General features: G+C 37.3%; 25 protein-coding genes and 1 pseudogene. 20 read left to right on the top strand and 6 right to left on the bottom strand.

The features are described from left to right. Positions 1–63: 63 nt before the first annotated feature. From AC04QZ_RS17755 to AC04QZ_RS17720, 8 genes are all read left to right on the top strand, one after another. The gene (locus AC04QZ_RS17755) at positions 64–417 is read left to right on the top strand and encodes an S-adenosylmethionine decarboxylase family protein (RefSeq protein ID WP_478358852.1); all 354 of its coding nucleotides are present in this window, start codon (positions 64–66) and stop codon (positions 415–417) included. Continuing rightward, entirely contained in the window at positions 417–1,730 is a 1,314-nt protein-coding gene (locus AC04QZ_RS17750) for a DUF4178 domain-containing protein (RefSeq protein WP_478358851.1), read from the top strand. The genes AC04QZ_RS17755 and AC04QZ_RS17750 overlap by 1 nt, the downstream gene beginning before the upstream one ends. Beyond that, complete coding sequence (locus AC04QZ_RS17745) at positions 1,731–1,904, top strand: hypothetical protein (protein ID WP_478358850.1); 174 nt, start codon at positions 1,731–1,733, stop codon at positions 1,902–1,904. Between the two features lie 7 nt (positions 1,905–1,911). Continuing rightward, entirely contained in the window at positions 1,912–2,136 is a 225-nt protein-coding gene (locus tag AC04QZ_RS17740; protein ID WP_086545249.1) for a DUF350 domain-containing protein, read from the top strand. 1 nt (position 2,137) lies between these two features. Beyond that, positions 2,138–3,649 (top strand): polyamine aminopropyltransferase, encoded by a 1,512-nt coding sequence (locus AC04QZ_RS17735; RefSeq protein WP_478358849.1) that lies wholly within the window; start codon positions 2,138–2,140, stop codon positions 3,647–3,649. Then, positions 3,627–5,282, top strand: a complete 1,656-nt coding sequence (locus tag AC04QZ_RS17730) for an NAD(P)-binding protein (protein WP_478358848.1) — start codon at positions 3,627–3,629, stop codon at positions 5,280–5,282. The genes AC04QZ_RS17735 and AC04QZ_RS17730 overlap by 23 nt, the downstream gene beginning before the upstream one ends. Continuing rightward, complete coding sequence (locus tag AC04QZ_RS17725) at positions 5,269–6,333, top strand: hypothetical protein (RefSeq protein ID WP_478358847.1); 1,065 nt, start codon at positions 5,269–5,271, stop codon at positions 6,331–6,333. Before AC04QZ_RS17730 ends, AC04QZ_RS17725 begins: the two co-directional genes overlap by 14 nt. Positions 6,334–6,432: 99 nt before the next feature. After that, positions 6,433–6,894, top strand: coding sequence for a lipocalin family protein (locus AC04QZ_RS17720; RefSeq protein ID WP_478358846.1), 462 nt, complete (start codon positions 6,433–6,435; stop codon positions 6,892–6,894). Here AC04QZ_RS17720 and AC04QZ_RS17715 read toward each other — a convergent pair. The 3 genes from AC04QZ_RS17715 to AC04QZ_RS17705 all read right to left on the bottom strand — a co-directional run bounded on the left by AC04QZ_RS17715 (position 6,891) and on the right by AC04QZ_RS17705 (position 9,566). Continuing rightward, a complete protein-coding gene (locus tag AC04QZ_RS17715; RefSeq protein ID WP_086545244.1) occupies positions 6,891–7,289 on the bottom strand; it encodes a hypothetical protein in 399 nt (132 codons plus the stop codon). The genes AC04QZ_RS17720 and AC04QZ_RS17715 overlap by 4 nt on opposite strands. Positions 7,290–7,471: 182 nt before the next feature. Next, positions 7,472–7,807 carry a gliding motility protein GldC gene (gene gldC / locus AC04QZ_RS17710; protein WP_057932380.1) on the bottom strand — a complete coding sequence of 112 codons (336 nt, stop codon included), beginning with the start codon at positions 7,805–7,807 and terminating at the stop codon, positions 7,472–7,474. Between the two features lie 412 nt (positions 7,808–8,219). Beyond that, entirely contained in the window at positions 8,220–9,566 is a 1,347-nt protein-coding gene (locus tag AC04QZ_RS17705) for a DEAD/DEAH box helicase (protein WP_478358845.1), read from the bottom strand. A 327-nt stretch (positions 9,567–9,893) separates the two neighbouring features. On the opposite strand from AC04QZ_RS17705, the gene AC04QZ_RS17700 reads away from it, so the two are divergent. The 5 genes and pseudogenes from AC04QZ_RS17700 (at position 9,894) to AC04QZ_RS17680 (ending at position 13,412) form a co-directional block, all read left to right on the top strand. Beyond that, positions 9,894–11,228: a dihydroorotase gene (locus AC04QZ_RS17700; RefSeq protein WP_478358844.1), complete on the top strand. Its 1,335-nt coding sequence runs from the start codon at positions 9,894–9,896 to the stop codon at positions 11,226–11,228. 82 nt (positions 11,229–11,310) lie between these two features. Beyond that, on the top strand, positions 11,311–11,520 hold the full coding sequence (locus AC04QZ_RS17695; RefSeq protein WP_478358843.1) for a hypothetical protein: 210 nt from the start codon (positions 11,311–11,313) through the stop codon (positions 11,518–11,520). A 56-nt stretch (positions 11,521–11,576) separates the two neighbouring features. Continuing rightward, positions 11,577–11,897, top strand: a pseudogene (locus tag AC04QZ_RS17690) (type II toxin-antitoxin system VapC family toxin); the annotation flags it as partial. Then, positions 11,894–12,274 carry a hypothetical protein gene (locus tag AC04QZ_RS17685; RefSeq protein WP_478358842.1) on the top strand — a complete coding sequence of 127 codons (381 nt, stop codon included), beginning with the start codon at positions 11,894–11,896 and terminating at the stop codon, positions 12,272–12,274. The pseudogene AC04QZ_RS17690 and the gene AC04QZ_RS17685, both read left to right, overlap by 4 nt. Position 12,275: 1 nt before the next feature. Next, positions 12,276–13,412, top strand: a complete 1,137-nt coding sequence (locus AC04QZ_RS17680; RefSeq protein WP_478358841.1) for a DUF3810 domain-containing protein — start codon at positions 12,276–12,278, stop codon at positions 13,410–13,412. Between the two features lie 45 nt (positions 13,413–13,457). Here the strand turns inward: AC04QZ_RS17680 and AC04QZ_RS17675 are convergent, their stop codons facing one another. Continuing rightward, on the bottom strand, positions 13,458–14,039 hold the full coding sequence (locus AC04QZ_RS17675; RefSeq protein WP_025143164.1) for a MiaE family protein: 582 nt from the start codon (positions 14,037–14,039) through the stop codon (positions 13,458–13,460). Positions 14,040–14,192: 153 nt separating this feature from the next. Between AC04QZ_RS17675 and AC04QZ_RS17670 the strand changes: the two genes are divergently transcribed. From AC04QZ_RS17670 to AC04QZ_RS17655, 4 genes are all read left to right on the top strand, one after another. Beyond that, positions 14,193–15,428 carry a glycosyltransferase gene (locus tag AC04QZ_RS17670; protein WP_478358840.1) on the top strand — a complete coding sequence of 412 codons (1,236 nt, stop codon included), beginning with the start codon at positions 14,193–14,195 and terminating at the stop codon, positions 15,426–15,428. Positions 15,429–15,936: 508 nt separating this feature from the next. After that, positions 15,937–17,793, top strand: coding sequence for a molecular chaperone DnaK (gene dnaK, locus AC04QZ_RS17665; protein WP_478358839.1), 1,857 nt, complete (start codon positions 15,937–15,939; stop codon positions 17,791–17,793). 25 nt (positions 17,794–17,818) lie between these two features. Beyond that, the gene (locus tag AC04QZ_RS17660) at positions 17,819–18,877 is read left to right on the top strand and encodes a GTP pyrophosphokinase (protein WP_478358838.1); all 1,059 of its coding nucleotides are present in this window, start codon (positions 17,819–17,821) and stop codon (positions 18,875–18,877) included. Positions 18,878–18,969: 92 nt separating this feature from the next. Continuing rightward, positions 18,970–20,001 carry an LLM class flavin-dependent oxidoreductase gene (locus tag AC04QZ_RS17655; protein ID WP_478358837.1) on the top strand — a complete coding sequence of 344 codons (1,032 nt, stop codon included), beginning with the start codon at positions 18,970–18,972 and terminating at the stop codon, positions 19,999–20,001. A gap of 1 nt (position 20,002) precedes the next feature. Here AC04QZ_RS17655 and AC04QZ_RS17650 read toward each other — a convergent pair whose 3' ends face one another. Then, positions 20,003–20,446 carry a DUF4395 domain-containing protein gene (locus AC04QZ_RS17650; protein ID WP_478358836.1) on the bottom strand — a complete coding sequence of 148 codons (444 nt, stop codon included), beginning with the start codon at positions 20,444–20,446 and terminating at the stop codon, positions 20,003–20,005. A 401-nt stretch (positions 20,447–20,847) separates the two neighbouring features. Between AC04QZ_RS17650 and AC04QZ_RS17645 the strand changes: the two genes are divergently transcribed. From AC04QZ_RS17645 to AC04QZ_RS17635, 3 genes are all read left to right on the top strand, one after another. Then, on the top strand, positions 20,848–21,300 hold the full coding sequence (locus tag AC04QZ_RS17645; protein ID WP_478358835.1) for a DUF1569 domain-containing protein: 453 nt from the start codon (positions 20,848–20,850) through the stop codon (positions 21,298–21,300). A gap of 115 nt (positions 21,301–21,415) precedes the next feature. After that, a complete protein-coding gene (locus AC04QZ_RS17640) occupies positions 21,416–21,841 on the top strand; it encodes a VOC family protein (RefSeq protein ID WP_478358834.1) in 426 nt (141 codons plus the stop codon). A gap of 53 nt (positions 21,842–21,894) precedes the next feature. Then, positions 21,895–22,851, top strand: coding sequence for a zinc dependent phospholipase C family protein (locus AC04QZ_RS17635; RefSeq protein WP_478358833.1), 957 nt, complete (start codon positions 21,895–21,897; stop codon positions 22,849–22,851). Here AC04QZ_RS17635 and AC04QZ_RS17630 read toward each other — a convergent pair whose 3' ends face one another. Next, on the bottom strand, positions 22,852–23,538 hold the full coding sequence (locus AC04QZ_RS17630; protein WP_086545227.1) for a DedA family protein: 687 nt from the start codon (positions 23,536–23,538) through the stop codon (positions 22,852–22,854). Positions 23,539–23,577 lie beyond the last annotated feature (39 nt).

The raw sequence follows: 23,577 nt of genomic DNA, 5'->3' as shown, positions 1-23,577 counted from the left end.
TCTCTTCTTAAAATCTTCTTACATCTAAAATAATTTATATTTTTGGAAGATATCAAACGCTCAATGAACTACAATCCTGGCTTACATATTTTATCAGAGTTCTCGTCTGAAAAAACTGAACAACTTTCTTCTTTTCACGATTGTAAAGCACTATTTAACAGCTTAATTAAGGAAAATACGCTGGAAAAAGTTGGCGAGGTTTATCACGATTTTCCAAATGGGGGTTTTACGGCTGTAATCTGTTTAACAGAATCGCATCTGTCTATCCATACATGGCCGGAGTTTAAACTGGCAACTTTTGATATCTTTTTATCAAATTATCAAAAAGACAATACCCAAAAGGTTAAAGATATTTATGCAGCTGTACTCCAATTTTTTGAGGGTATAGAAATACAAAAAACTGAAGTTGTTCGCTAATGGAGAATTCAGTAAAATCATTTTTTAAATTATCAGAGACCATTACTTGTTCGATTTGCAAACAAGATATTGTGCTTTACGAGCCAGCTAAAAGCGAGTACATCGTTTGCCCATGTTGTTTCTCGTACCTACGTATTTTTACCAGAACAGAAACTAGACTGAATAGAAAATTAGATCAACCTGAAAAAGTTTTGGTATTAAAACTAGGCTCAACAGGAAATATTCATGGCACTGAATTCAAGGTAATTGCCTATCTCGAAAAAAAAGAAGCAGGGACGAATTACCATTGGAGGGAATATATCTTAACCAGCCATGATAAAGGTTACGTTACCTTATCCGAATTCGATGGGCATTGGAATTTTATTGCCAGCAAAGATTTTCTTCCAGACTTTAAAGAACCTATATCGTATGGGCTAAGCATTGGTTATAAAGATGTGGAATACAAACTTTTCAATAGATATACACCTGTAGTCACCGCTATGCTTGGTGAAGTGGATTGGGATGTAGTGAATGAAAAGGTTAAAGCTACAGAGTATATCGCCCCGCCTTTTATGGTGGTAAAGGAGGTTGGCAAAACCAGCCACCAAACCGACTATTACATTGGCGAATATCTCGATGCTGAAGTGATTGCAAATGCATTCAACATTGATAAAAACGACCTACCCGAGCAAATTGGTATTGGTGCAAACCAGCCATCAAAAGCTTTTGAAAGGTGGACAGCCTCGTTAAATATATCCGGTGTAGCTATTGTTTTAGTCCTGGTTTTCCATCTATTGTTCAACCTGGTAAAACCTGAAAAAGAGCTGATCAATGATGATTTTTTAATTGTTTACGATACGAAAGGTGGTCCTGATGCTTTCAAATCATTTATTACACCATCTTTTACAATTGATGATGAATCATCAAATATTGAATTCGAAATTGCATCAGCAGTTGATAATAACTGGCTCGAAACCACCATTGTATTGGTTAATGAAAGCGATAACAAAACCTGGGAAGTAAGCAAGGGGATCGAATATTATCACGGTACTGAAGATGGTGAAAGCTGGTCGGAGGGTTCTACAAGAGAATCGATTACACTATCAGAAATACCCAAAGGAAAATACCATTTAAATGTGTATCCATCATCAGGCGATATTTTTAGAAATAACCTTTACATCAAAGCGGTGAGCAATGTAACCATGTGGGGCAATACGGTAACCACCCTATTATTGCTTTGTATTTTTCCGGCAATCTGCTGGCTTTTAATGCGCGATTATGAAAAAAGAAGATGGAATAACAGCGATTTTTCACCTTTTGTAAATGGAGAATAAATGAATTTAAAACCAATAAAATATTACCTGATCGTATTGTTGGCTGTTATAGGTTTTTATGGCTACAGTGGTTTAAAGGGGCGTGCTTATTTCCCCGATAAAGCAGAAAAAAACACAGAATTTAATGGCAATAAAAGTCATTCAGGTCACATAAATAGATTTTACCATAAATAAGAACATTATGAGTTTAAATGAATTAATTAACATCAAGTACATTATTGCATCACTGGTTTATTCCGTATTGGGCATCATTGTTCTTTTTATTGCATTCTGGATTATTGAAAAAATTACACCAGAAAACCTTTGGAAAGAGATACTGGAAAAGCAAAATCTAGCATTGGCAATCGTTTTTGCAGCTTTTATTATTGCAATAGCAATTATTATAAGTTCAGCCATTCATAGTTAGCATGAACAAAAAGCTACCGGCACTTTTATTAATTTCTGTTTTTGTTGTTGCAACCTGCGGGCTTATATACGAGTTGATTGCGGGTACACTGGCCAGCTATTTACTTGGCGATTCAGTTACCCAATTCTCCACCATCATTGGCGTTTACCTTTTTTCTATGGGTATAGGCTCGTGGATATCTAAGTATTTCGAAAAAAATATCCTTTCGTGGTTTATTCAGATCGAAATTTTAGTCGGCCTGGTTGGGGGTTTTAGCTCAACGGTTTTATTCCTCGTTTTTGAAAGCATTGCTTCATTCCGAATTGTGTTGTATGGCTTTGTGAGTCTGACCGGTATCCTTGTGGGCTTAGAAATCCCGCTGTTGATGCGCATCCTTAAAGATCGTTATGAATTTAAAGATCTGGTTTCGAAGGTTTTTACATTCGATTATATCGGCGCACTTCTGGCCTCACTCATTTTCCCACTCCTGCTTATCCCCCATTTAGGACTGGTTAAAACCGCTTATCTGTTCGGGATGCTCAATGTGGCAGTGGCTTTAATTGTATGCTTAAGTTTCAAAAAAGAAATCAGGGCTTCTAAGTACCTGCAGAGTGCGTCCGTTATCAGTATTATTTTGCTGCTTGCAGGTTTTGTTTATGCAGATAAAATTACAAGTTTCTCCGAAAGTCAGACCTATAGCGATACCGTCATATATTCGAAAAGCACGCCTTATCAACGGATTATCCTGACTAAAAAAAATAAAGTTTTACGACTTTTCTTAAACGGAAATCTTCAGTTTAGCTCTGATGATGAGTACCGGTATCACGAGGCATTGGTACATCCTGGACTGCAGGCATTACCTTTTGCAAAACATGTACTAGTAATGGGCGGTGGAGATGGACTTGCCGTTCGGGAAATACTAAAATACCCTAATGTAGATTCGGTAACATTGGTAGACCTGGACAAAGGGATGACGAGCCTTTTTCAATCGAACAAGATTCTTTTAGGTTTAAATAAAAACGCACTCTTATCGCCTAAGGTAAAAGTAATTAATGCCGATGCCTTTAGCTGGATTAAAGCACAGCATAAAAAATTCGACTTCATTGTAATCGATTTCCCAGATCCTTCAAATTATGCCGTTGGCAAGTTATATACCAACGCTTTTTATAAACTGGTTAAGGGTATACTTGCTCCTAAAGGTTTAATGGTTGTCCAGTCTACTTCACCTTACGTTGCACCAAAATCTTTTTGGACGGTAAACAAAACCCTTGAAAGTGTGGGTTTAAAAACCATTCCGTATCACAATTATGTACCCTCTTTCGGCGAGTGGGGTTACATTATGGCAACCGATCCGGATAATGTTTACAAAAAACCGCAGCAATACTTACCTGGTTTAAGGTTCGTTTCGAAAGAAAGTTTAGACCTGATGCTCTTCTTTCCAAAAGATATGGCAAGGGTAGAAACTGATGTAAATAAATTAAATAATCAGATTTTGGTGAAATATTTCGAAGATGAGTGGGCAAACGTTTTATAAAGATGATTTATCGGCATATTTAAAACGACGTGCTTTTCTTTTGAGAATAGGCCTGATTACTGGCGGTATTTTTTTGAATAGCTGTTATAAAAAAATCAGATCTACCAAATATAACATCAAAGGAACTTTACAGGGACCGAATGCAAAAGCTGGTCATATTTTACGCGATAAGATCAAGCTAGCCCCCTCAAGTAAAACAAGAAAGGTAAAAACACTAATTATCGGCGGTGGAATCTCGGGTTTATCAGCTGGCAGGTGGTTAAAAAAGAATGGAGAAACAGATTTCGAGATTCTGGAACTGGAAAATCATACTGGTGGAAATTCTTATTTTGGCACCAATAATATATCCTCATACCCTTTAGGCGCGCATTATATTACTGTCGCGAACAATGATGATCATCTGCTTATCGATTTTTTGCAGGAAATTAATGTCATCACCCACTTCGAAAACGAACTCCCCTACTATAACGATTATTACCTGACTTTCGATCCCGAGGAAAGGTTATTGATTAATGGCGAGTGGCAGGAAGGTTTGGTGCCAGATTTTGGTGTACCTGCAACGGACAAAGAACAAATCAAGCGTTTTTTATTGGAGGTAGATCAGTTAAAAAATACCAAAGGGAACGATGGAAAATTTCTGTTCAATATCCCACTAAGTTCATCATCAAGCGATCCAAATTACAGAAAACTGGATAAGATTTCTTTTCAGGCCTATCTCGAAGAAAAAGGATACGATTCGAAATATCTCTTATGGTATTTAAATTATGCCTGCAAAGATGATTATGGTCAGAAAACAGATAAAATATCAGCCTGGGCTGGTTTGCACTATTTTGCTTCGCGTAGAGGGAAAGCTGCAAATGCAGAACAAAACGCTATACTCACCTGGCCAGAAGGCAATGGCTGGATCATGAAGCAACTTGCCAGTCAGCTTAAAGATCATATCAAAACCTCAACCTTATGTTATGGTTTAAAATCGCTGGCCAATGGAGATATAACGGTTTCCATATTCAATATGCAAGCCAATATCACCGAAGAAATAACAGCTGCAAAGATTATTTTATGCGCACCTCAATTTGTAAACAATCGTTTACTCCAAAACTTTAACCGCCATATAAATTATCAGTCTTTTAGTTATTCGCCCTGGCTAATCGCAAATATTACCATCAACGAATTACCGGAATCAAAAGGCATTAATCTTTGCTGGGATAATGTTGCTTACAATACAGCATCTGTTGGCTATGTAAATTCGGCTCAGCAACATTTAAAACTCTCTGAGGATAAAAAAGTAATTACTTATTATCTGCCGCTGTGCGATTTTGAACCAGCAATTGCACGCTTAGCTGCATATGCCAGGAGTTACGAACAATGGCTTGATATTGTTGTTCCTGAATTGGAAATGATTCACCCGGGAATTACAGCGGCTATTGAAAATATAGATTTCTGGGTTTGGGGACATGGGATGATTGCACCTACAACAGATTTCGTTTGGAGTGAAAACCTGGCAAAAGCCAGAGCTCCAATAGATGATAAAATTTTCTTTGCCCACAGCGATCTGAGTGGGGTTTCTATATTTGAAGAAGCTTTTCATCAAGGCGTAAACGCTGCAAAACAGGTTTTAAATGTTATCTCATAAACATACTCAACCCTGGCTACACACGGCATGGACTGATATTATTTTTATTATATCGCCGGCATTTCTCTCTTTATTGCTGGTTTTACTTTTTCCAGATCAGTTTCAAAACGCAACAGGTATTCCATTAGCCTATTGGGTATTTTTAATTGTTTTTATTGATGTTGCACATGTTTACAGCACCTTATACCGAACCTATTTTAATCGGGGTAATTTCAAAAAGCAGTATACATTGCTCATCTCTATTCCGTTGGCCTGTTATGTTATAGGTGTTATGCTCTATCGTTTTGATGGTTTATGGTTTTGGAGAATCCTGGCTTATTTGGCCGTTTATCATTTTATCAGGCAGCAATATGGCTTTATGCGCCTGTATTCCCGTAACGAAAAATCAACCAGGCTATTAACAACTATTGATAAAATTGCCATTTATACCGCAACTTTATATCCTTTGCTTTTCTGGCATTTAAGCAGCGGGCGAAATTTCAACTGGTTTGTAGAAGGCGATTTCTTTACTTTTAAGAATGATATGCTGTTAACATACTCCAGCATGGTGTACATCTTAATCATCGCCATTTATATCGTCAAAGAAATTTTATTGATCATTAACAAAAAATGGATTAATATTCCACGCAACTTAATCGTAATCGGAACATTTTTATCCTGGTATTTCGGTATCGTTTATTTTAATGGTGATATGGCCTTTACTACCTTAAACGTAATTTCGCATGGCATTCCGTATATGGCATTGATCTGGTTTTTTGAAAAGAAAAAAATCGGAGGCCAAACCGCTAAGAATAAAATCATGGATCTCTGTTTCGGAAAATTCGGAATATTATATTTCTTATTGATTCTGGTACTTTTCGCGTACATGGAAGAAGGCCTTTGGGATGGCTTGGTATGGAAAGAACATCAATCGGTTTTCAAACTTTTTTCCGGCTTACCGCAGGTTACCAACACGGAATTATTATCGCTGCTGGTTCCACTTCTAGCCTTACCACAGGCTACACATTATGTGCTCGATGGCTTCATCTGGAAAGCAAAAAATAAATTCTAAAAAATCTGTTTTTTTATCCGTTTCGTAAATCATATCAAAACTCCTGATATTATGAAAACGGTCTGCTTATTCCTGTTTGTTTTTTTAACCCACCTGCCAATGGAAAAAAATATTCCTGTGGCTAAATTAGATTTAAAAAAATACGCCGGAACCTGGTACTCCTTATATTCTATTCCTACCATATTTGATAAAGGGAGCCGTGAAACCACTACTAAATACACCTTGAATAAGGATGGTTATTATAATGTTTTAACTACCTATAAAAAACCTGGCGATGATAAAGTTTATTCCAGGAATTCTAAAATGTTTCCATCGGAAGAGGGAGATAAAGGAGAGTTACAGGCACAGTTTATTTGGCCGATAAAGGTTGATTACTGGATCATTGAACTGGCAGATGATTACTCTTATGTAGTGGTAGGACACCCCGATCACAAATTTTTGTTCATCATGAGCCGTAATAAGACTATACCGAAGAAAACCCATGATGAAATTGTAGCCAGGTGTAAGGCAAAGGGATACGAGGTTTCAAAACTCACCTCTCAGTTGCACGAAAAGGCTTAAGCGCTAATCTTCTCTCCGCGTTTAACACTAAAAAGCATCAATATTACGCCAACTAAAAGTACGATCCATCCCCATTGGAAATGAACAACTTTACCGATAAGTTTATTGGCGAAGCCATATTTAGTATAATTATTTGCGGTAAAATAAACAGCAACTACCGCTAGAACATACCAAATAGCCATTACAAAACTCATAAACCTAAATGCCCCTACTTTTCTAATGAACAGAAACAATACCGAAATGGCGATAATGGCATAAGTAATCATAAACAAACGCGCATCAGATTGATACAAGTTCCAGTTGCCTTTAATCGGCACTTTTAATATCGGGCAGAAACCTGCAATAACGCATAACAAAATGCCTAACCAGGCCCTGAATTTATTTAATACTAACATCTTTTTGGTTAATCGGTTAACTGGATAAATTGGTTAATTGTTTGTAATGGAAGTAATGGTTTAATCGCTAACTTGTCTGGCATTTTTTAATGACTAATGACTAATGACTAATGACTAATGACTAATGACTAATGACTAATGACTAATGACTAATGACTAATGACTAATGACTAATGACTAAACTACTGTCCCTCAATAATCCCCATCTTATCAGCAAAGTGGGCACAATAATCGCGTAAATCTTCAACAATCAAAGTTTCATTTGTGGCTTTTAAAAAGCTATCGCCCATGGTTTGCAAAGTTTCGTAGAAAAAACGTTTCATCTCATCAACAGGCATATCTTTTGTCCAAAGATCTATCTTTAAAGTATTTTTATAATTATGGTCCCAAACTGATAAAAACATCGCCTTTGCAGGCACTTTATCAGCATTTCCAGCATCTGTACTTTCCCAAAGTATATTATCGGGATTATTTCCTTCGTCTAACTCAACAGTTATTTTTATTTCTGCTTTTTTCATATTCATATTGATTTCATCGATTTAACAGATTCCTCCCATTTAAGCCGACTAATTTTTCCGGATGCAAAGATGCTTATTTAATTTGATTACACGGATGAGTAGATTGAACAGATAAGAATTGTACAGATATTTTTACGGTTTAATTACGTTAACTTCTGCAGGATTAACATCAGTACTGCGGCAATGAAGATGAAAATCAGCTCAATTATCCAAATACGCTTAATATCTTTTAAAGTGAATCGAAAAATTAAATCGGTAATAAACGTAACCAGAATTAAACACCCTAAAATGAATTTGTAAAAAGCACTCAGGTCAAAATGCTGACCAGCCGGTTTGCTTTGAAAAATACTAGCCACCAGAAATGCCACAGCGAGTGATGTAACAATATTTAAAGGGGTAATCCTCAGCTTCATTACTTTTTCTTATCGAATTTTTTACCTTTTTTAAAACTCTTTACCTGCTTGCCGGCTTTTGCTTTGGCTTTCTCCCGCACCTTTTTCTCTATCGCCGCAGCATGTTTTTTCTCATGGAAGGCTCCTTTAAAATCAGGATCATCCTTGCGTTTCTGCATATCAATTTCCTTCGCAATATGTTGACGTTCCTCGTAAGGGGTTTCATCAATGAAAACACCTTCAGGAATTTCGGCCACAGGAATATATTGGCGGATTAATTTTTCAATCTTGCGGATATAATATTTTTCGGCATCAGTGGCAAAGGTAATCGCATCACCTTTGGCAAAAGCCCTACCCGTACGGCCGATACGGTGTACATAATCTTCGATAATGATCGGCACATCAAAATTAATTACATGACTCACATCACTTACATCAATGCCCCTACTCGCCACATCTGTAGCCACTAAAACCCTGATATTACCTTCCTTGAAACTATTGATAGAGTTAATCCTGGTATTTTGCCCTTTATTCGCGTGGATTACACGAACATGCTCAGCACCATATCTGCGTTCAATAAAACTGTAAATGTTATCTGCAACCGTTTTGGTTTTACAGAAAATAATCAGGCGGTTAAAAGCCTCATCATTCTTCAGCAAATGCTGCAATAGGTTAATTTTCGTTTTGAAATTCGGAACGTAATACAAAGCCTGCGTTACGTTTGCTGCAGGGGTTGCTTGCGCAGATGCCTCAATCACAAGCGGATTATTTAAGAAATCGCCGGCAATTTTCTGCACCAGGTCGCTCATTGTAGCCGAGAACAACAAATTCTGGCGTTTACGCGGAACAATTTCCAAAATACGGTGAATTGAGCCAATAAAACCCATATCCATCATTTTATCGGCTTCATCCAGCACCAAAAATTTTAAGCTCTGCGTATTAATATCACCTGCCAAATATAAATCCAGGAATCTTCCGGGCGTAGCAATTAAAATATCAACGCCTTTTGCAATTTGCTCTTTCTGTGTTTTCGGACCAATTCCACCGAAAATCACCAAAGAACGTAAATCGGTATAGGTAGAAAATAACTTTACCTGTTCTGCAATCTGCATCGCCAGTTCGCGCGTTGGAGATAAAATAAGTGCTCTTGGATTGTCGCCCTGAGCATATTTTAACTGCATTAAAATGGGCAAAACAAAAGCAGCGGTTTTTCCGGTACCGGTTTCGGCGATACCAAAAATATCTTGTCCAGATAATACTGGCGAAATTGCTTTTTCCTGTATCGGTGTGGCAACGGTATAACCTGCATCGGCAACTGCATTTAAAATTTGCCTGTTTAACTTAAATTCTTCGAACGATTTTGCCATAGCGCACAAAGATAGTGATTAAGGTTGAGGGTTTGAAGGCGTAAGGCAGAAGGTTTCAATCCTATGCAGAATTGAAGCTTCGTTTTATCAGAATTGGGAGTAAAGCAATTTCAGTAATTCTTCGGTTCTGATAGCCCTGCTATCGTTTCAATCTTTTTGCAATGGTCAGTCTGAGCTTGTCGAAGACCTGCACCAAAAAGTATTTCCACTTTATCAGGTTTATTTAACCCAAAACATAGCATAAAAATTCAATTTCCCCTTTCCACAGTATCAAAATCTTGATACCTGATACTAGCTACTTAACACTAAATTACTACCTTTGAAACCATGAATACTTACCTGATAAAAGCCGCTACACTTGTAAACGAAGGACAAAAAATTGTTGCCGATGTATTGATAAAAGATGGATTGATAGCCAAAATCGGCCAAAACCTGTCTGCACCTGATGCACAAGAAATTAATGCAGAAGGACAATACCTTTTACCAGGAATGATTGATGACCAGGTCCATTTTCGTGAGCCCGGTTTGACCCATAAAGCCGATATTTTTACCGAAAGTATGGCCGCTGTAGCTGGTGGGATTACCTCTTTTATGGAAATGCCCAACACCGTGCCCAATACTTTAACACAGGATTTATTAGCTGATAAATACGAAATTGCTGCACAAACCTCATTGGCTAATTACTCCTTTTACATGGGCGCCAGTAACGACAATATTGAAGAAGTTTTAAAAACCGATCCTAAAAATGTTTGCGGCATTAAAGTTTTTATGGGTTCATCAACCGGAAATATGCTGGTGGATAACGAAAAAACTTTAGAAAACATTTTTAGCAAAGCGCCAATATTGGTGGCCACCCATTGCGAAGATGAAGCCACCATTCGCCATAATCTGGCCGAATTTAAAGCCAAATACGGTGAAGATTTAACGATAGAGATGCATCCTTTAATCCGAAGCGCGGAGGCTTGTTATAAATCATCTTCCCTAGCAGTCGAACTGGCAAAAACTTATCAAACGCGTCTGCATATCCTCCACATTTCTACAGCAAAAGAAATTGCGTTATTTGATAACATTACGCCACTAAAAGACAAAAAAATTACGGCTGAGGCTTGCGTACATCACCTTTGGTTTAATGACCAGGATTATGCTTCAAAAGGAAATTTCATCAAATGGAACCCTGCAGTAAAAACGGAAGATGATCAAAAAGGCGTACTTAGAGGTGTTCTTGAAAATTATATCGATGTGATTGCAACAGATCATGCCCCACATACACTGGCAGAAAAACAGCAGCCTTATTCGCAAGCGCCATCTGGCGGTCCGTTAGTACAACATGCATTACCCGCTTTGCTGGAAATGCATTTGCAGGGTAAAATCTCTCTGGAGAAAATTGTCGAAAAAACCGCGCACAATCTGGCTATCTGTTTTGATATCGAAAAACGCGGTTTCATCCGTGAAGGCTACTGGGCAGATTTAGTACTGGTAAACCTGAAAGATTCGTGGAAAGTAACTAAACTTAATAATTTCTATAAATGCGGCTGGAGCCCCTTTGATGGAGATACCTTCCAGGCCAGTATTAGCCATACTTTCGTATCAGGAAATTTAGCTTATCAAAATGGCAAATTCACGACCGATCAGATCGGAAAACGCCTAACTTTTGCAAGATAGATTTGTTATATTTGTTTAGCTCAATGAATTAGCGATGACAGATTTACAATTATTTTCGGAAATTTCCTCACTCCCTTCAAACATGAAGAAGGAGGTTTCGGATTTTGTTGCTTATTTGAAAGAAAAGGACAAAAATAAAAGCATAAATCCTACAAGTAAAGTGGAGGAACCCACAGTAAAATATGGCGCTAAGTTCTCGGATATTCTACTAAATGGTCCTGTTTTCTCTGAAAGTCAAATTCAAAAAATCGAAGAAACAAGAAAATCATTAAATGAATGGCGGACCAAATAATAATGGTCGACACCTCTATTTTGATTGATTAATTCCGTAAAAAGGACAAATCAAAAACAAGGTTATTTACTTTATCTCAAAAGTCTGATAACTTATGCATTTCCAGCATTACAGAATTTGAAATTTATACAGGAGCAAAAGGCGAACAGATTGAATTCTGGAAAACAATGTTATCCAATTTGGTTGTATTTCCATTTGATAGTGCTGCAGCTTTAGCATCTGTAGATATTCAAAATAAGCTTAAAAAATTCCGTAAAAGCATCGATAAGGCTGATTTATTTATTGCAGCTACTGCTGTGGCGCATAATTTATTCTTCGATACTCTTAATCAGAACCATTTCGAAAGTATTGAGGATTTGAAACTACTTAAAAGATGATTACTTTCTACCCTCCTATCAAAGATAGAACAACGGAAGAACTCCTGTTAATTGTAGGCACTCCCGATGAATGGAATGAAACAGCTTTACAGGAAGCTCAATCAGTGCTAATTTTAAGGCAAGTTGATGAATCAAAAATCAAACAGGCCAAACACCTGTCCAAACAAAAAGTTAAATTAGAAGAATTAAAAAGAGCAAAAGAATCATACTCCGTTTTTGATTTTATCTTTGAGCCGATAACTTTTATCGAAATTATTTTTTCTTGGGAATTAAAAAAAGATGGATACCTTAGAAAAACAGAACAGCAGCGATGGTTCAGAAAAATATTACTCTTCCTATTGCTTGCCATATTATTGTTTTTTATAATCTACAAGTGATTTGATCTCATTTAAAAAGTTAGTCCGTTCTAAAACGTTTATCATTGCAACAGCCGCTTTTTTAGTTTTTCTGATAGGATTAAGTGAAAACTTAACCGAAAAAATTTATTTCAACAACTTCTATCCGTTAATTTCCAAACTGCTAAGGTTTTTAAGTTCTCCTTTCCCCTTCGCCATTGGCGATATACTCTACATCCTGTTGGTTGCATATTTATTGTGGTATTTTTTCAAAACCTTCAAAAAGTATCTGGCAAAAGCAATCAGCTTAAAACAGATTGGGATTAAATGCCTCAATCTTATTTTAGTACTTTATCTTGTTTTCAAATTAAGCTGGGCCTTAAACTACTCGCGACCAGCAATAGCAACAAAACTGGGTATAGCCAACGAAAAATACAACACTGCCCAGTTGGTAACGTTAGGAAAATACTTTCTCATCAGGATTACGCACTTAAAGCTTAAGATCGATAGTATGAACAGCAGACCAAAGTTATATTCGGTTGCGGGTTTATCTAAAACAGCAGCGCTAAGCTATCAACTCCAGGCTAAACAGAACAATGCTTTTAACTATGCTATAACCAGCGTAAAACCGTGTTTATTTGCCGGTTACGTAGCAAAAAGTGGCATTGAAGGTTATTATAATCCATTAAGTGGAGAGGCTAACATTAACATGAATCTACCTCCATTTATTCTACCTTTTACCATTTGCCATGAAATTGCACACCAAACAGGTATTGCAAAAGAAGATGAAGCCAATTTATTAGGCTATATCACGGCCATCAAAAGCGATGATATCAATTTCCAATATGCAGGTTATTATTGTATGTTCCGCAGTATTTTGTGGGAAATCAGAATAAAATCGCCTAACGATTACCAAATGATTTTTGAGCGCATTGCTCCTACAGTGTTAGCAGATTTTAAAACCGAAAACCAATTCTGGCTAAAAAATAATTCCGATATGTCGAAATATATGAGCGTAGCTTTTGATCGGTTATTGAAACTAAACAACCAGAAAAAAGGAATTAACAGCTATCAGGATATTGTGCTCTGGTTATACAACTACCATAAAAAGGACTTAGAAAAAAGCTTGTCGCGCGGTTCATCAGAAAATTGGATCACTAAAGATCTTCAACGCAATTAATCATGTTTTCAGTTGGTTATTAAAAACTGAAAATTGCAAACTGAGTTATCCGTGTATCGCTTCTCTCGTTCCGAAACTCTGGATCAGTTCTCCTTCAAAATCTAACCATTCCTTCCAGCGTTTATCTACATCCACATCGGTACTATATTTACGGGCAAAATTTAAAAATGTAGTGTAATGTCCGGCTTCAGAAACCATTAGCTCATGATAAAATTTAGCCAGTTCCTGATCTTTTATATTTAACGAAAGCACCCTGAAACGCTCACAACTTCTGGCTTCAATCATTGCCGCAAACAATAACCTGTCAATAAAAGCCATATTGCGGCTTCCGTCTTTTTTACTGAATTTCACCAAGCGGCCTACATAATCATCTTTGCGCTCGCGGCTTAAGGTATAACCACGTTTTTTTATAATTTCAATAACCATCTGGAAATGTTGCATTTCTTCAATGGCAATCGCAGTTAATTCATCTACCAGATCCTGATGTTCAGAATTTTGAGTGATTAACGTAATGGCATTGGTTGCCGCTTTTTGTTCACACCAGGCATGGTCAGATAAAATTTCTTCTAAATTCGATTCCGCAATATTTGCCCAACGTGGGTCTGTCAATAATTTTAATCCTAACATGTAGTGCTTGTAATTGAACTGCAAAATTAGGAATATTTAAGATACGTTTAATATCTCCCGCAGATTTAAAAGATGATGCAGGTTTTACATTTCACTTCGCGAAAATCAGATTTATCTGCGGGAGCCGAAAAAAAGCACTTATTTTGCAGGTAAATGAATACAAGTGTTAAGAAATTATTGATTATTGGATTTGTCTGGCCCGAGCCCACTTCATCGGCAGCCGGTACAAGGATGGTCCAGCTTATTGATTTATTTCTGTCTAAAGGTTATCAAATCACATTTGCATCGGCAGCATCAAAAAGCGATTTCAGTTATAATTTTACTGGAACCAGCGTTGTATCCCAAGAGATTAAACTCAATGACGAAAGTTTCAATGCTTTTTTAAAAGGATTAAACCCTGAAATAGTCCTGTTCGACCGTTTTATGGTAGAAGAACAATACGGCTGGCGGGTTCAGCAGGAATGCCCCAATGCCCTCAGAATTTTAGATACTGAAGATTTACATTGCCTGAGGAGTGCCCGCCAGCAAAGCGACAAGAAGAAACAAGCTTTAGATTTATTCTCGGATACGGCGAAGAGAGAAATTGCTTCCATTTTACGCTGCGATTTATCTTTGATCATTTCGGAAGTGGAAATGAATATCCTGAAAACGCAGTTCAAAATTGATCCCTCGCTGATTTATTATTTACCTTTTCTTGAAAACGAAATCAATCAGCAGGCGATCGAAAAATGGATCCCTTTTGAAGATCGGGCAGATTTTGTTTTCATTGGCAATTTCCTTCACGAACCCAACTGGAACACCGTACAGGTTTTAAAAACCAGGATCTGGCCTACGCTCAGAAAAAGGCTTCCAAATGTTAATTTAAATATATATGGATCTTATGCATCGCAAAAAGTGTTGCAGTTGGATAACAAAAACGAAAAGTTTTTAATTAAGGGAAGGGCTCTAGATGCCAAAGATACCATTGCTAAACATCGAATATTACTTGCCCCTATTCAGTTTGGCGCGGGTGTAAAAGGTAAATTTATTGATGCCATGCAGGTGGGTACGCCGTCGGTTACCACATCCGTTGGTGCAGAAGCCATGAAAGGAGATTTAGATTGGAACGGTAGCATCGAAGATGATCTGGACCTTTTTATCGAAGAAGCTGTAAAACTCTATCAGGATAAAAATACATGGCAAATGGCACAGCAAAATGGCGTACAGATTATTAACCAAAGGTATTCAGCAAAATATTTTGCCGATCCATTTATTAAAGAAGTTGAAAGATTGGCTTCAAATTTAATTACACACCGACAAAATAACTTTTTCGGACAAATCCTAAATCATCACACGGTACAGAGCACCAAATACATGAGTTTGTGGATCGAAGAGAAGAATAAAAAGTAGTCCGGAGTCTTTAGTCCAGAGTCCGAAGTCGGGAGGCAGAAGTCCGAAGTATAGTGGCTTAAAGAAGAATTAGTATAGATTCTGATTCCGTGGTCTGTGTCTCACAGACCACTAGTGATAAGTTAATTTTATAGTGGCTATTCATTTCCCGCTGATCACACAGATTAACGCAGCATACAATGACAAATCAGCGCTTTTCTGCGGAATTTACTGGAGATTATATGCACCTTTTTATATTGAACATAACATTAGTATAGATTCGGGAGTAAATTTTATCTGTGACGAATTTCGCTGAGGTCACAGCACCCTTGTTAAATAAACCTGATGGTACGGAGCCGATCCTTCAATCGGCGGGAGGGACAGCAGGGCTGCTGCAACCAAAGAATTACCGGAGTGTTCATTTCCTAATACTAACCGTATTTGAAAGAAATCAAATTTAATCTATTTAACATTTCAACTTTACAACATTTCAACAATTTTAGTACAACATTTGCTTACTTTTGTGCCCATGGCAAAAATATCGATTAACCTTGCTACAGGTTCGTTTCAGAAGGAAGAAATTATAGTTGGAATAGATTTAGGTACAACCAATAGTTTGGTGGCTTTTATCAATCCCGATAAAAATCCGCAGGTAATTAACGATGCAGGTAAAGGAATATTGGTACCATCAGTGGTTTATTTTAATAACCAGAACGAAGCCATTGTGGGGAATGAGGCGAAAGAATTTTTAACCACCGATCCTTCAAACACCATTTTTTCGGTAAAAAGATTACTGGGCCGATCTTATAAAGATGTAGCCGAACATAAAGATATTTTCTCTTACAAAATTATAGACGACGATAGCGATGCTTTGGTGAAAATCCATGCCGGCGACCGCTTTTATACGCCCATCGAATTATCGGGAGAAATTTTGAAAGAGCTTAAAGCAAGAGCAGAACACGCTTTAAAAACTCCGGTTAACAGAGCGGTAATCACTGTTCCGGCATATTTTAACGATAGCCAGCGCCAGGCCACAAGAGATGCCGGAAAACTGGCTGGCTTAGACGTGATGCGTATTGTAAACGAACCTACTGCAGCAAGTTTGGCATACGGAATTGGTTTAGATCCAACACAACAAAAAACAATTGCAGTTTACGATTTAGGCGGTGGAACATTTGATGTTTCTATTTTACAGATCCAAAACGGAATTTTTGAAGTGTTGGCGACCAACGGTAATACCTATTTAGGTGGCGATGACTTTGACCGGGCCATTTTAAATTACTGGCTGGAGAAAAACAACCTTGATTTAGCCGTAGTTGCCCAAGACAATATTTTGATGCAAACCTTACGCCTACAAGCTGAGGCTGCTAAAAAAGCATTATCTACCCAAAATTTATATAACGAACAGGTTGGCGAAATCTGGTGCACATTGGATAAACAAACCTTTGAGCAATTAATTGCAGCAAAGGTTGAAGAAACCATCACTGCTTGTAAAAATGCATTAAATGATGCCGATTTATCAGCCAGTGATATTGATGAAGTAATTTTAGTGGGTGGTTCTACCCGTACGCCTTATGTAAAACAGGCTGTAGAAAATTTCTTCGGTAAAAAACCACAGGATAATATCAATCCTGATGAAGTCGTAGCACTTGGTGCAGCCATTCAGGCTGATGTTTTAGCCGGAAACCGTTCTGATATCTTGTTATTAGATGTAACCCCGCTTTCTTTGGGGATTGAAACCATGGGTGGCCTGATGGATGTAATTATTGCCCGCAACAGCAAAGTACCAACTAAAGCGGGTCGCCAGTACACCACTTCTATTGATGGACAGGTAAATATGAAAATTTCTGTTTATCAGGGCGAGCGCGATTTAGTGAAAGAAAATAGAAAATTGGCCGAGTTCGACTTAAAGGGAATTCCTGCAATGCCTGCCGGTTTGCCGAAAGTAGACATTAATTTTTTATTGAATGCCGACGGAATTTTAACCGTTCAGGCGATAGAATTGCGCTCTGGCGTTAAACAGGAGATCGAAATTACACCAAGTTATGGCTTAAGTGACGATACCGTGGAGAAAATGCTCCTGGATAGTATAGAACATGCTAAAAGTGATGTAGAACAACGTATGCTTATTGAAGCGAGAAGCGAAGGAGAGCAATTGCTTTACACCGCCGAGCGTTTTATCGAAAAACATGCAGAACATTTAACCGAAGTCGAAATTTCGGATACTGAGGCACATATCGAGGCATTAAAAGTAGCTTTAGCCAGTCAGGAAAAAGATACTATTCTAAAGAAAGCAGATGAACTGAACGAATTTACGCGTCCCTTTGCTGAGCGTGTAATGGATGCAGCGATTTCTACGGCAATGAAAGGTAAGAAGATAGAATAACCAAATTTGAATAAAAATTATATTGATGAAAGAAAAAATTTTAGAGGAATTCAAAACCAAAAAAAAGACATTAAACTATTTCAAAGAAAGAGCTGTCAATCTTTTAATAGATTTACTACGTGAAAATAATATAATATTTCATCAAATAAGTGCACGAACAAAAGACTTCGAAAGTTTAGCCAAAAAGATAGATAAGAAACAAGGAAAATATAATTCATTGAATGAGATAACTGATTTAGTAGGGGTTCGCATAATTACCTACTTGGAAAGCGAAGTCGATTTAGTATCCGAACTTATAAAGAAGGAATTTAAAAGCGATGAATCAAACTCGATTGATAAAAGGATTCTGAAAACAGACCAATTTGGGTATAAATCTTTACACATTGTATGCTCACTAAATGACAGTAGAAGTACTTTAAGTGAATATTCCTCATATAAAGAACTAAAGTGTGAAATTCAAATCCGCTCAATTTTGCAACATGCATGGGCTGAAATAGAACATGATCTTGGTTACAAAGGTAAATCATCAATTCCTGATGAATATAAGAGAGATTTCAATCGACTTGCAGCATTATTGGAAACTGCGGATAAAGGTTTTGATAGACTCAGGAAAGAGTTGTCTGAATATGAAAAGAATGTACCAAAACTAATTGAGGAAGAGCCAGAAAATGTTGAATTGAATCAAGCCTCTATGAATTCAATATTATCCACTAATGAAACTCTTATTAAATCAAAAGAAATTATAATTAAAAACACTGGAGCACAAATTTATGACGATAAGGAATTAAGTAATATTATAAGTAAGTTTAAATTTTTCAACATAAACAATGCTAAAGAATTAGAGGACAATCTGAAAATTCACGGAACCGACTATCTTTCATTTGTTAATGAGTTTACAAAAAAAATGAAATACAACAAACTTCCTGTTTCTCTTCCATTATTTTATTTCCAGCATTTTTTAGCATCAATGACACAGAAAACAGAATTCATTGAGGAGTATTTTAAATATGGAGGAACTAGTATATCTTACGATTCAAATACGGCTCTAGAATTCATTAAGACCTATCAAAATGCTATAAAATAACCTATAAAACATAATATCTATTCCTTTTCTTACCATACATCAAAAACTACTCCCCCCTTATCCATTAACTTTGTTAAAATTATTTTAACAATATGGAATTAGGTATCGGTATGTTTGGCGATTTGCAGATTAATGCAAAGGGAGAAATTCAACCCGCTCAGCAAAGACTTCAGGAAATTATAGCAGAAATAAAACTAATGGACGAAGTTGGTTTAGATTTTTATGGCATTGGCGAACACCATCGCCCTGACTATGCTGTATCGAGCCCTGAAATTATATTGGCTGCTGCAGCCACCGTAACCAAAAACATCAAACTTAGCAGTGCTGTTTCGGTTTTAAGTTCTTCTGATCCGGTTAAATTGTATCAAAATTTTGCCACAATAGATTTAATTTCGAATGGCAGGGCCGAATTAATGGCTGGCCGGGGAAGTTTTATTGAGTCGTTTCCCCTATTCGGCTACAACCTCCAAGATTACGACGAGCTTTACGAAGAGAAGTTAGATTTACTCCTTAAAATAAATGCAGCACCTAAAATCACCTGGAAAGGCAAATTCAGGCCAGAATTGAATAACCAGGAAGTATTACCAAGAGCTGTAAACGACAATTTAAAAATATGGGTAGCCGTTGGTGGAACACCAGAATCAGTAGAACGTGCTGGCAGATTAGGTTTGCCCGTAATGTTTGCCATTATTGGCGGTCAACCCATACAGTTTAAGCCCCTTTTCGATTACTATAAAAAAGTTTACCAGGCTTACGGACATGATATGGATAAATTTGAAGTTGGCGTTCACATGCATTCTTTATTTGGCGAAAACAGCAGTGAAGTTGCCGATTACTATTACCCGCTTTATTCGGCACAGATGAACAGGATCGGCAAATCGCGCGGCTGGGCACCTTATCAACGAAATCAGTTCGATGCTGGCAGAGGCAATAGCGGTGCGTTAATTATTGGCGATGTAAACGAATCGGTGGAGAAGATTTTAGCTATGGAAGAAACCTTTGGTTTAACGCGTTTCTCTGCACACATGGATGTAGGTGGTCCATCTCATGCAGCTTTGATGAAATCAATTGAGTTATTTGGAAGCAAGATTGCACCCAAAGTACGCGAAGCTTTAAAGCAATAAACTAAGCGTTGTTCTTTTTTGCGAAAACCTGTAAAAAAGAATAGATATAACAACCTACACAGATGGCAAATAAACTTTCTAACAAAGCGAAAATGGTCATGATCGAAGTAAAAATCAACGCTGCATTATAATAATCAAATAGAAATACCGCGGTAATCAAAAGGCAGAATCCAAAGCCTAAGGTTGCCGCGAACTTTTTTGGGGCCAGGTCTTTCATTTTCGGCGAAAGTGAAAATGCATTGGCTATTTTAACGGCGATAAATTTCAACAAACTCAATTTGCCCGATGTAAATGCCCTTGAAGCAAAATCAAATATCAGAAAAACAATTGCCCAATAATTTGAAAACACAACACAAGCAATTGCAATTACTGCAACCATAAAGGCAATAATCCGCACTACATTTTCATTTACTCTTTCTGCTGATACCGGGCAAGATAATTCCATGGGCTAATTTTGCCGTAAAATTAGCGATTTAATTTTATGTCTATACAATCCAACAAATAACCACCCCCAACCCCTCCTTGAAAATAAGGAGGGGAGTTGATTTATCTACTAAGATTATACGCAGCAAAAGCTTCATACTAACACCTAACCAGCACATCCTTATAATAAAGAGTAGAGTTATTTCATCTATTAAAATGTATAGCCAAAGGATTCAAACTACAAACGCCAACAACAGGAACTAACCTTTGCCTCAGCACTTCCTACTCCCCTCCTATTTTAGGAGTGGCAAGGGGTGGTAAACGCGTTGCCTCAGCCCTTTCGCAAAATTTTCTGTACCCAATAGAAATACATTCTTATATTTAGTAAAGTAAAATTACACACGAGCAGATACAAAACAAACCATGAAGAACATTTTCCAACCCGCGGTAACTAGCGAAATTATTGACAGAATTAACCAGCTTACTCCAGCTACCACTCAACTTTGGGGCAAAATGAATGTTGCACAAATGCTGGCACATTGTAATGTAACTTACGAAATGGTTTATGATGACACTCATCCAAAACCAGGCCCAATAATGAAGTTTATCCTGAAAAAATTAGTTAAAAGCAAAGTGGTAAACGAGAAACCTTATCCTAAAAATAACCAGACGGCACCACAGTTTATCATTAAAGGTGAAAGAGATTTCGAAAAAGAAAAGACCCGTTTAATCGATTACATCAATCAAACCCAGCAGCTTGGCGAAGATTATTTCGACGGCAAAGAATCACATTCATTTGGCGCATTAGGCAAAACAGAGTGGAACAACATGTTTTACAAACACCTGGATCATCATTTAGCGCAATTCGGAGCATAAATCTTGGGAATATAAGCGCAAATTATTGTCGAAATCGCCCCCTTAAATCGTCACTTTTAAACCTTACACCGTCTAAAAATCTTGCCTAACTTGTAGTAACAAAAAAATATATAAAATGGCAAAACCACTTGTAACATGTCTTTGGTTTGACGGACAAGCCGAAGCAGCAGCAAAATACTATTGTTCAGTTTTTAAAGATTCTAAAATTACGCAGGTTACGCCCATGGTTGTTACTTTCGAATTAAATGGAAATAAATTTATGGGCCTTAATGGCGGTCCGCAGTTTAAATTCGATGAAGCGATTTCTCTTATGGTAAACTGCGATAATCAGGACGAAATAGACTACTACTGGGATACTTTCATAAATGATGGCGGTACAGAGAGTGTTTGCGGATGGCTAAAGGATAAATTCGGACTTTCATGGCAAATTGTTCCATCAAACATCGGCGAACTTATGGCAGTGCCCGAAAGAGCAAAAAGAGTAATGGAGGTGGTTATGCAGATGAAAAAGCTGGATATGAAAAAAATGGAAAATGCATAATAGTTTGCTTTGAAACCCTTAGCGTTACCAAGAAAATTGTATATCTTCAATATATGAAAAGATTAACGATTTTAACCGCGTTAATCATCCCTATATTTCTTTGTACCTCCTGGGGTTTCTTTGCACATCAAAGGATAAACAACCTTGCTGTTTTCACTTTGCCTTCTGACATGATCGGTTTTTATAAAAAGAATATCAAATACATTACCGAACATGCGGTTGATCCCGATAAACGCAGGTATGCTGATACCCTAGAAGCACCACGGCATTACCTTGATGTGGAAAATTACGAGAAAAATATCGATAGCATTCCCGAAAAATGGGATGATGCCTTGGCTAAATATGGCCTGAAAAAACTGAATACCGATGGCATTATTCCCTGGCAGGTACAGCGTAGTTATTATGCTTTAGTTAAAGCCTTTAAAATGCGTGATTCGGTGAAGATTTTAAAATATTCTGCAGATCTGGGCCATTACATTGGCGATGCACATGTTCCTTTACATACTACAGCCAACCATAACGGGCAACTTACCAACCAGGTTGGCATCCACGCTTTTTGGGAAAGCCGTTTACCCGAATTATATTCAAGCCATTACAATTTTGTTGTTGGCCAGGCGGATTATATTGAAAACCCATTGCAAGAAATCTGGAAAATACTTAAACACACGCATAGTTTAGTTGATACGGTATTAACTTTCGAAGCTGAACTGAGCGCATCATTTCCTTCCGACAAAAAGTATAGCTTTTCTGAACGTAATCATACCGTATTGAAACAATACGCTACAGGTTATTCAAAAGCTTACCATACCAAAATGAATAACATGGTAGAAAAGCAAATGCGTGCTGCCATATTAAAAACGGGTTCATTCTGGTATTCTGCCTGGGTTGACGCAGGTCAGCCGGTGCTTAAAAACCTGATTAAAACATCATTATTACCCGAAGAGAATAAGGAAAATGAAGAGGTAGAAAGGAAATATCAAAATGGTTCCCTCATTGGCAGGGAACTTTAATTATGCCTTTGGATCCTCTCCTTCAATCATTGCTTCAATCTTTTTAGGTTGTAAACGGCTTCTGATGGCTGCCCAGATGGCAGGAACAAAAGTTACCACAGCAATAAAAATAATAACCAGTTCGAAGTTATTTTTAATTACCGGGATTTGCCCTAATAGATAGCCCCCTAACAATAATGCAAATATCCAGGCTACTCCGCCAACAATGTTATAATAGGTAAAACGACCGAAAGGCATTTTGGCTATTCCCGCTACAAATGGTGCAATGGTTCTGAAAATTGGGAGAAACCTGCTTAACATAATGGCCTTACCACCATGTTTTTCAAAAAATTCGTGAGATTGATGATAATATTTAAGCTTTAGAATCTTGTTCTTTTCTTTAAATACACCTGCACCTAAAAAACTCCCGAGTTTATAATTAAGGGTATTGCCTAAAATTGCAGCCACAATTAATATAATGAGCATAATCCAGATATTTAAACCTGTTTCATGTTCGCCCGCAATTAAAGCACCCATTGCAAAAAGTAATGAATCGCCAGGCAGGAAAGGTGTAACCACAAACCCCGTTTCGGCAAAAATGATCAGGAATAAAATGAGGTAAGTCCAGGTACGATATTCGTTAACAATTTCAGCTAAATGTACGTCTATATGAAGAATAAAATCTATGAGCTGCTGTAGTAGTTCCATTTATCTAATTTTGGGCAAAAGTATGAATATGAAAGGGAT

This window comes from Pedobacter folensis (assembly GCF_056490665.1).
This window is presented reverse-complemented; position numbering and strand designations above follow the sequence as displayed.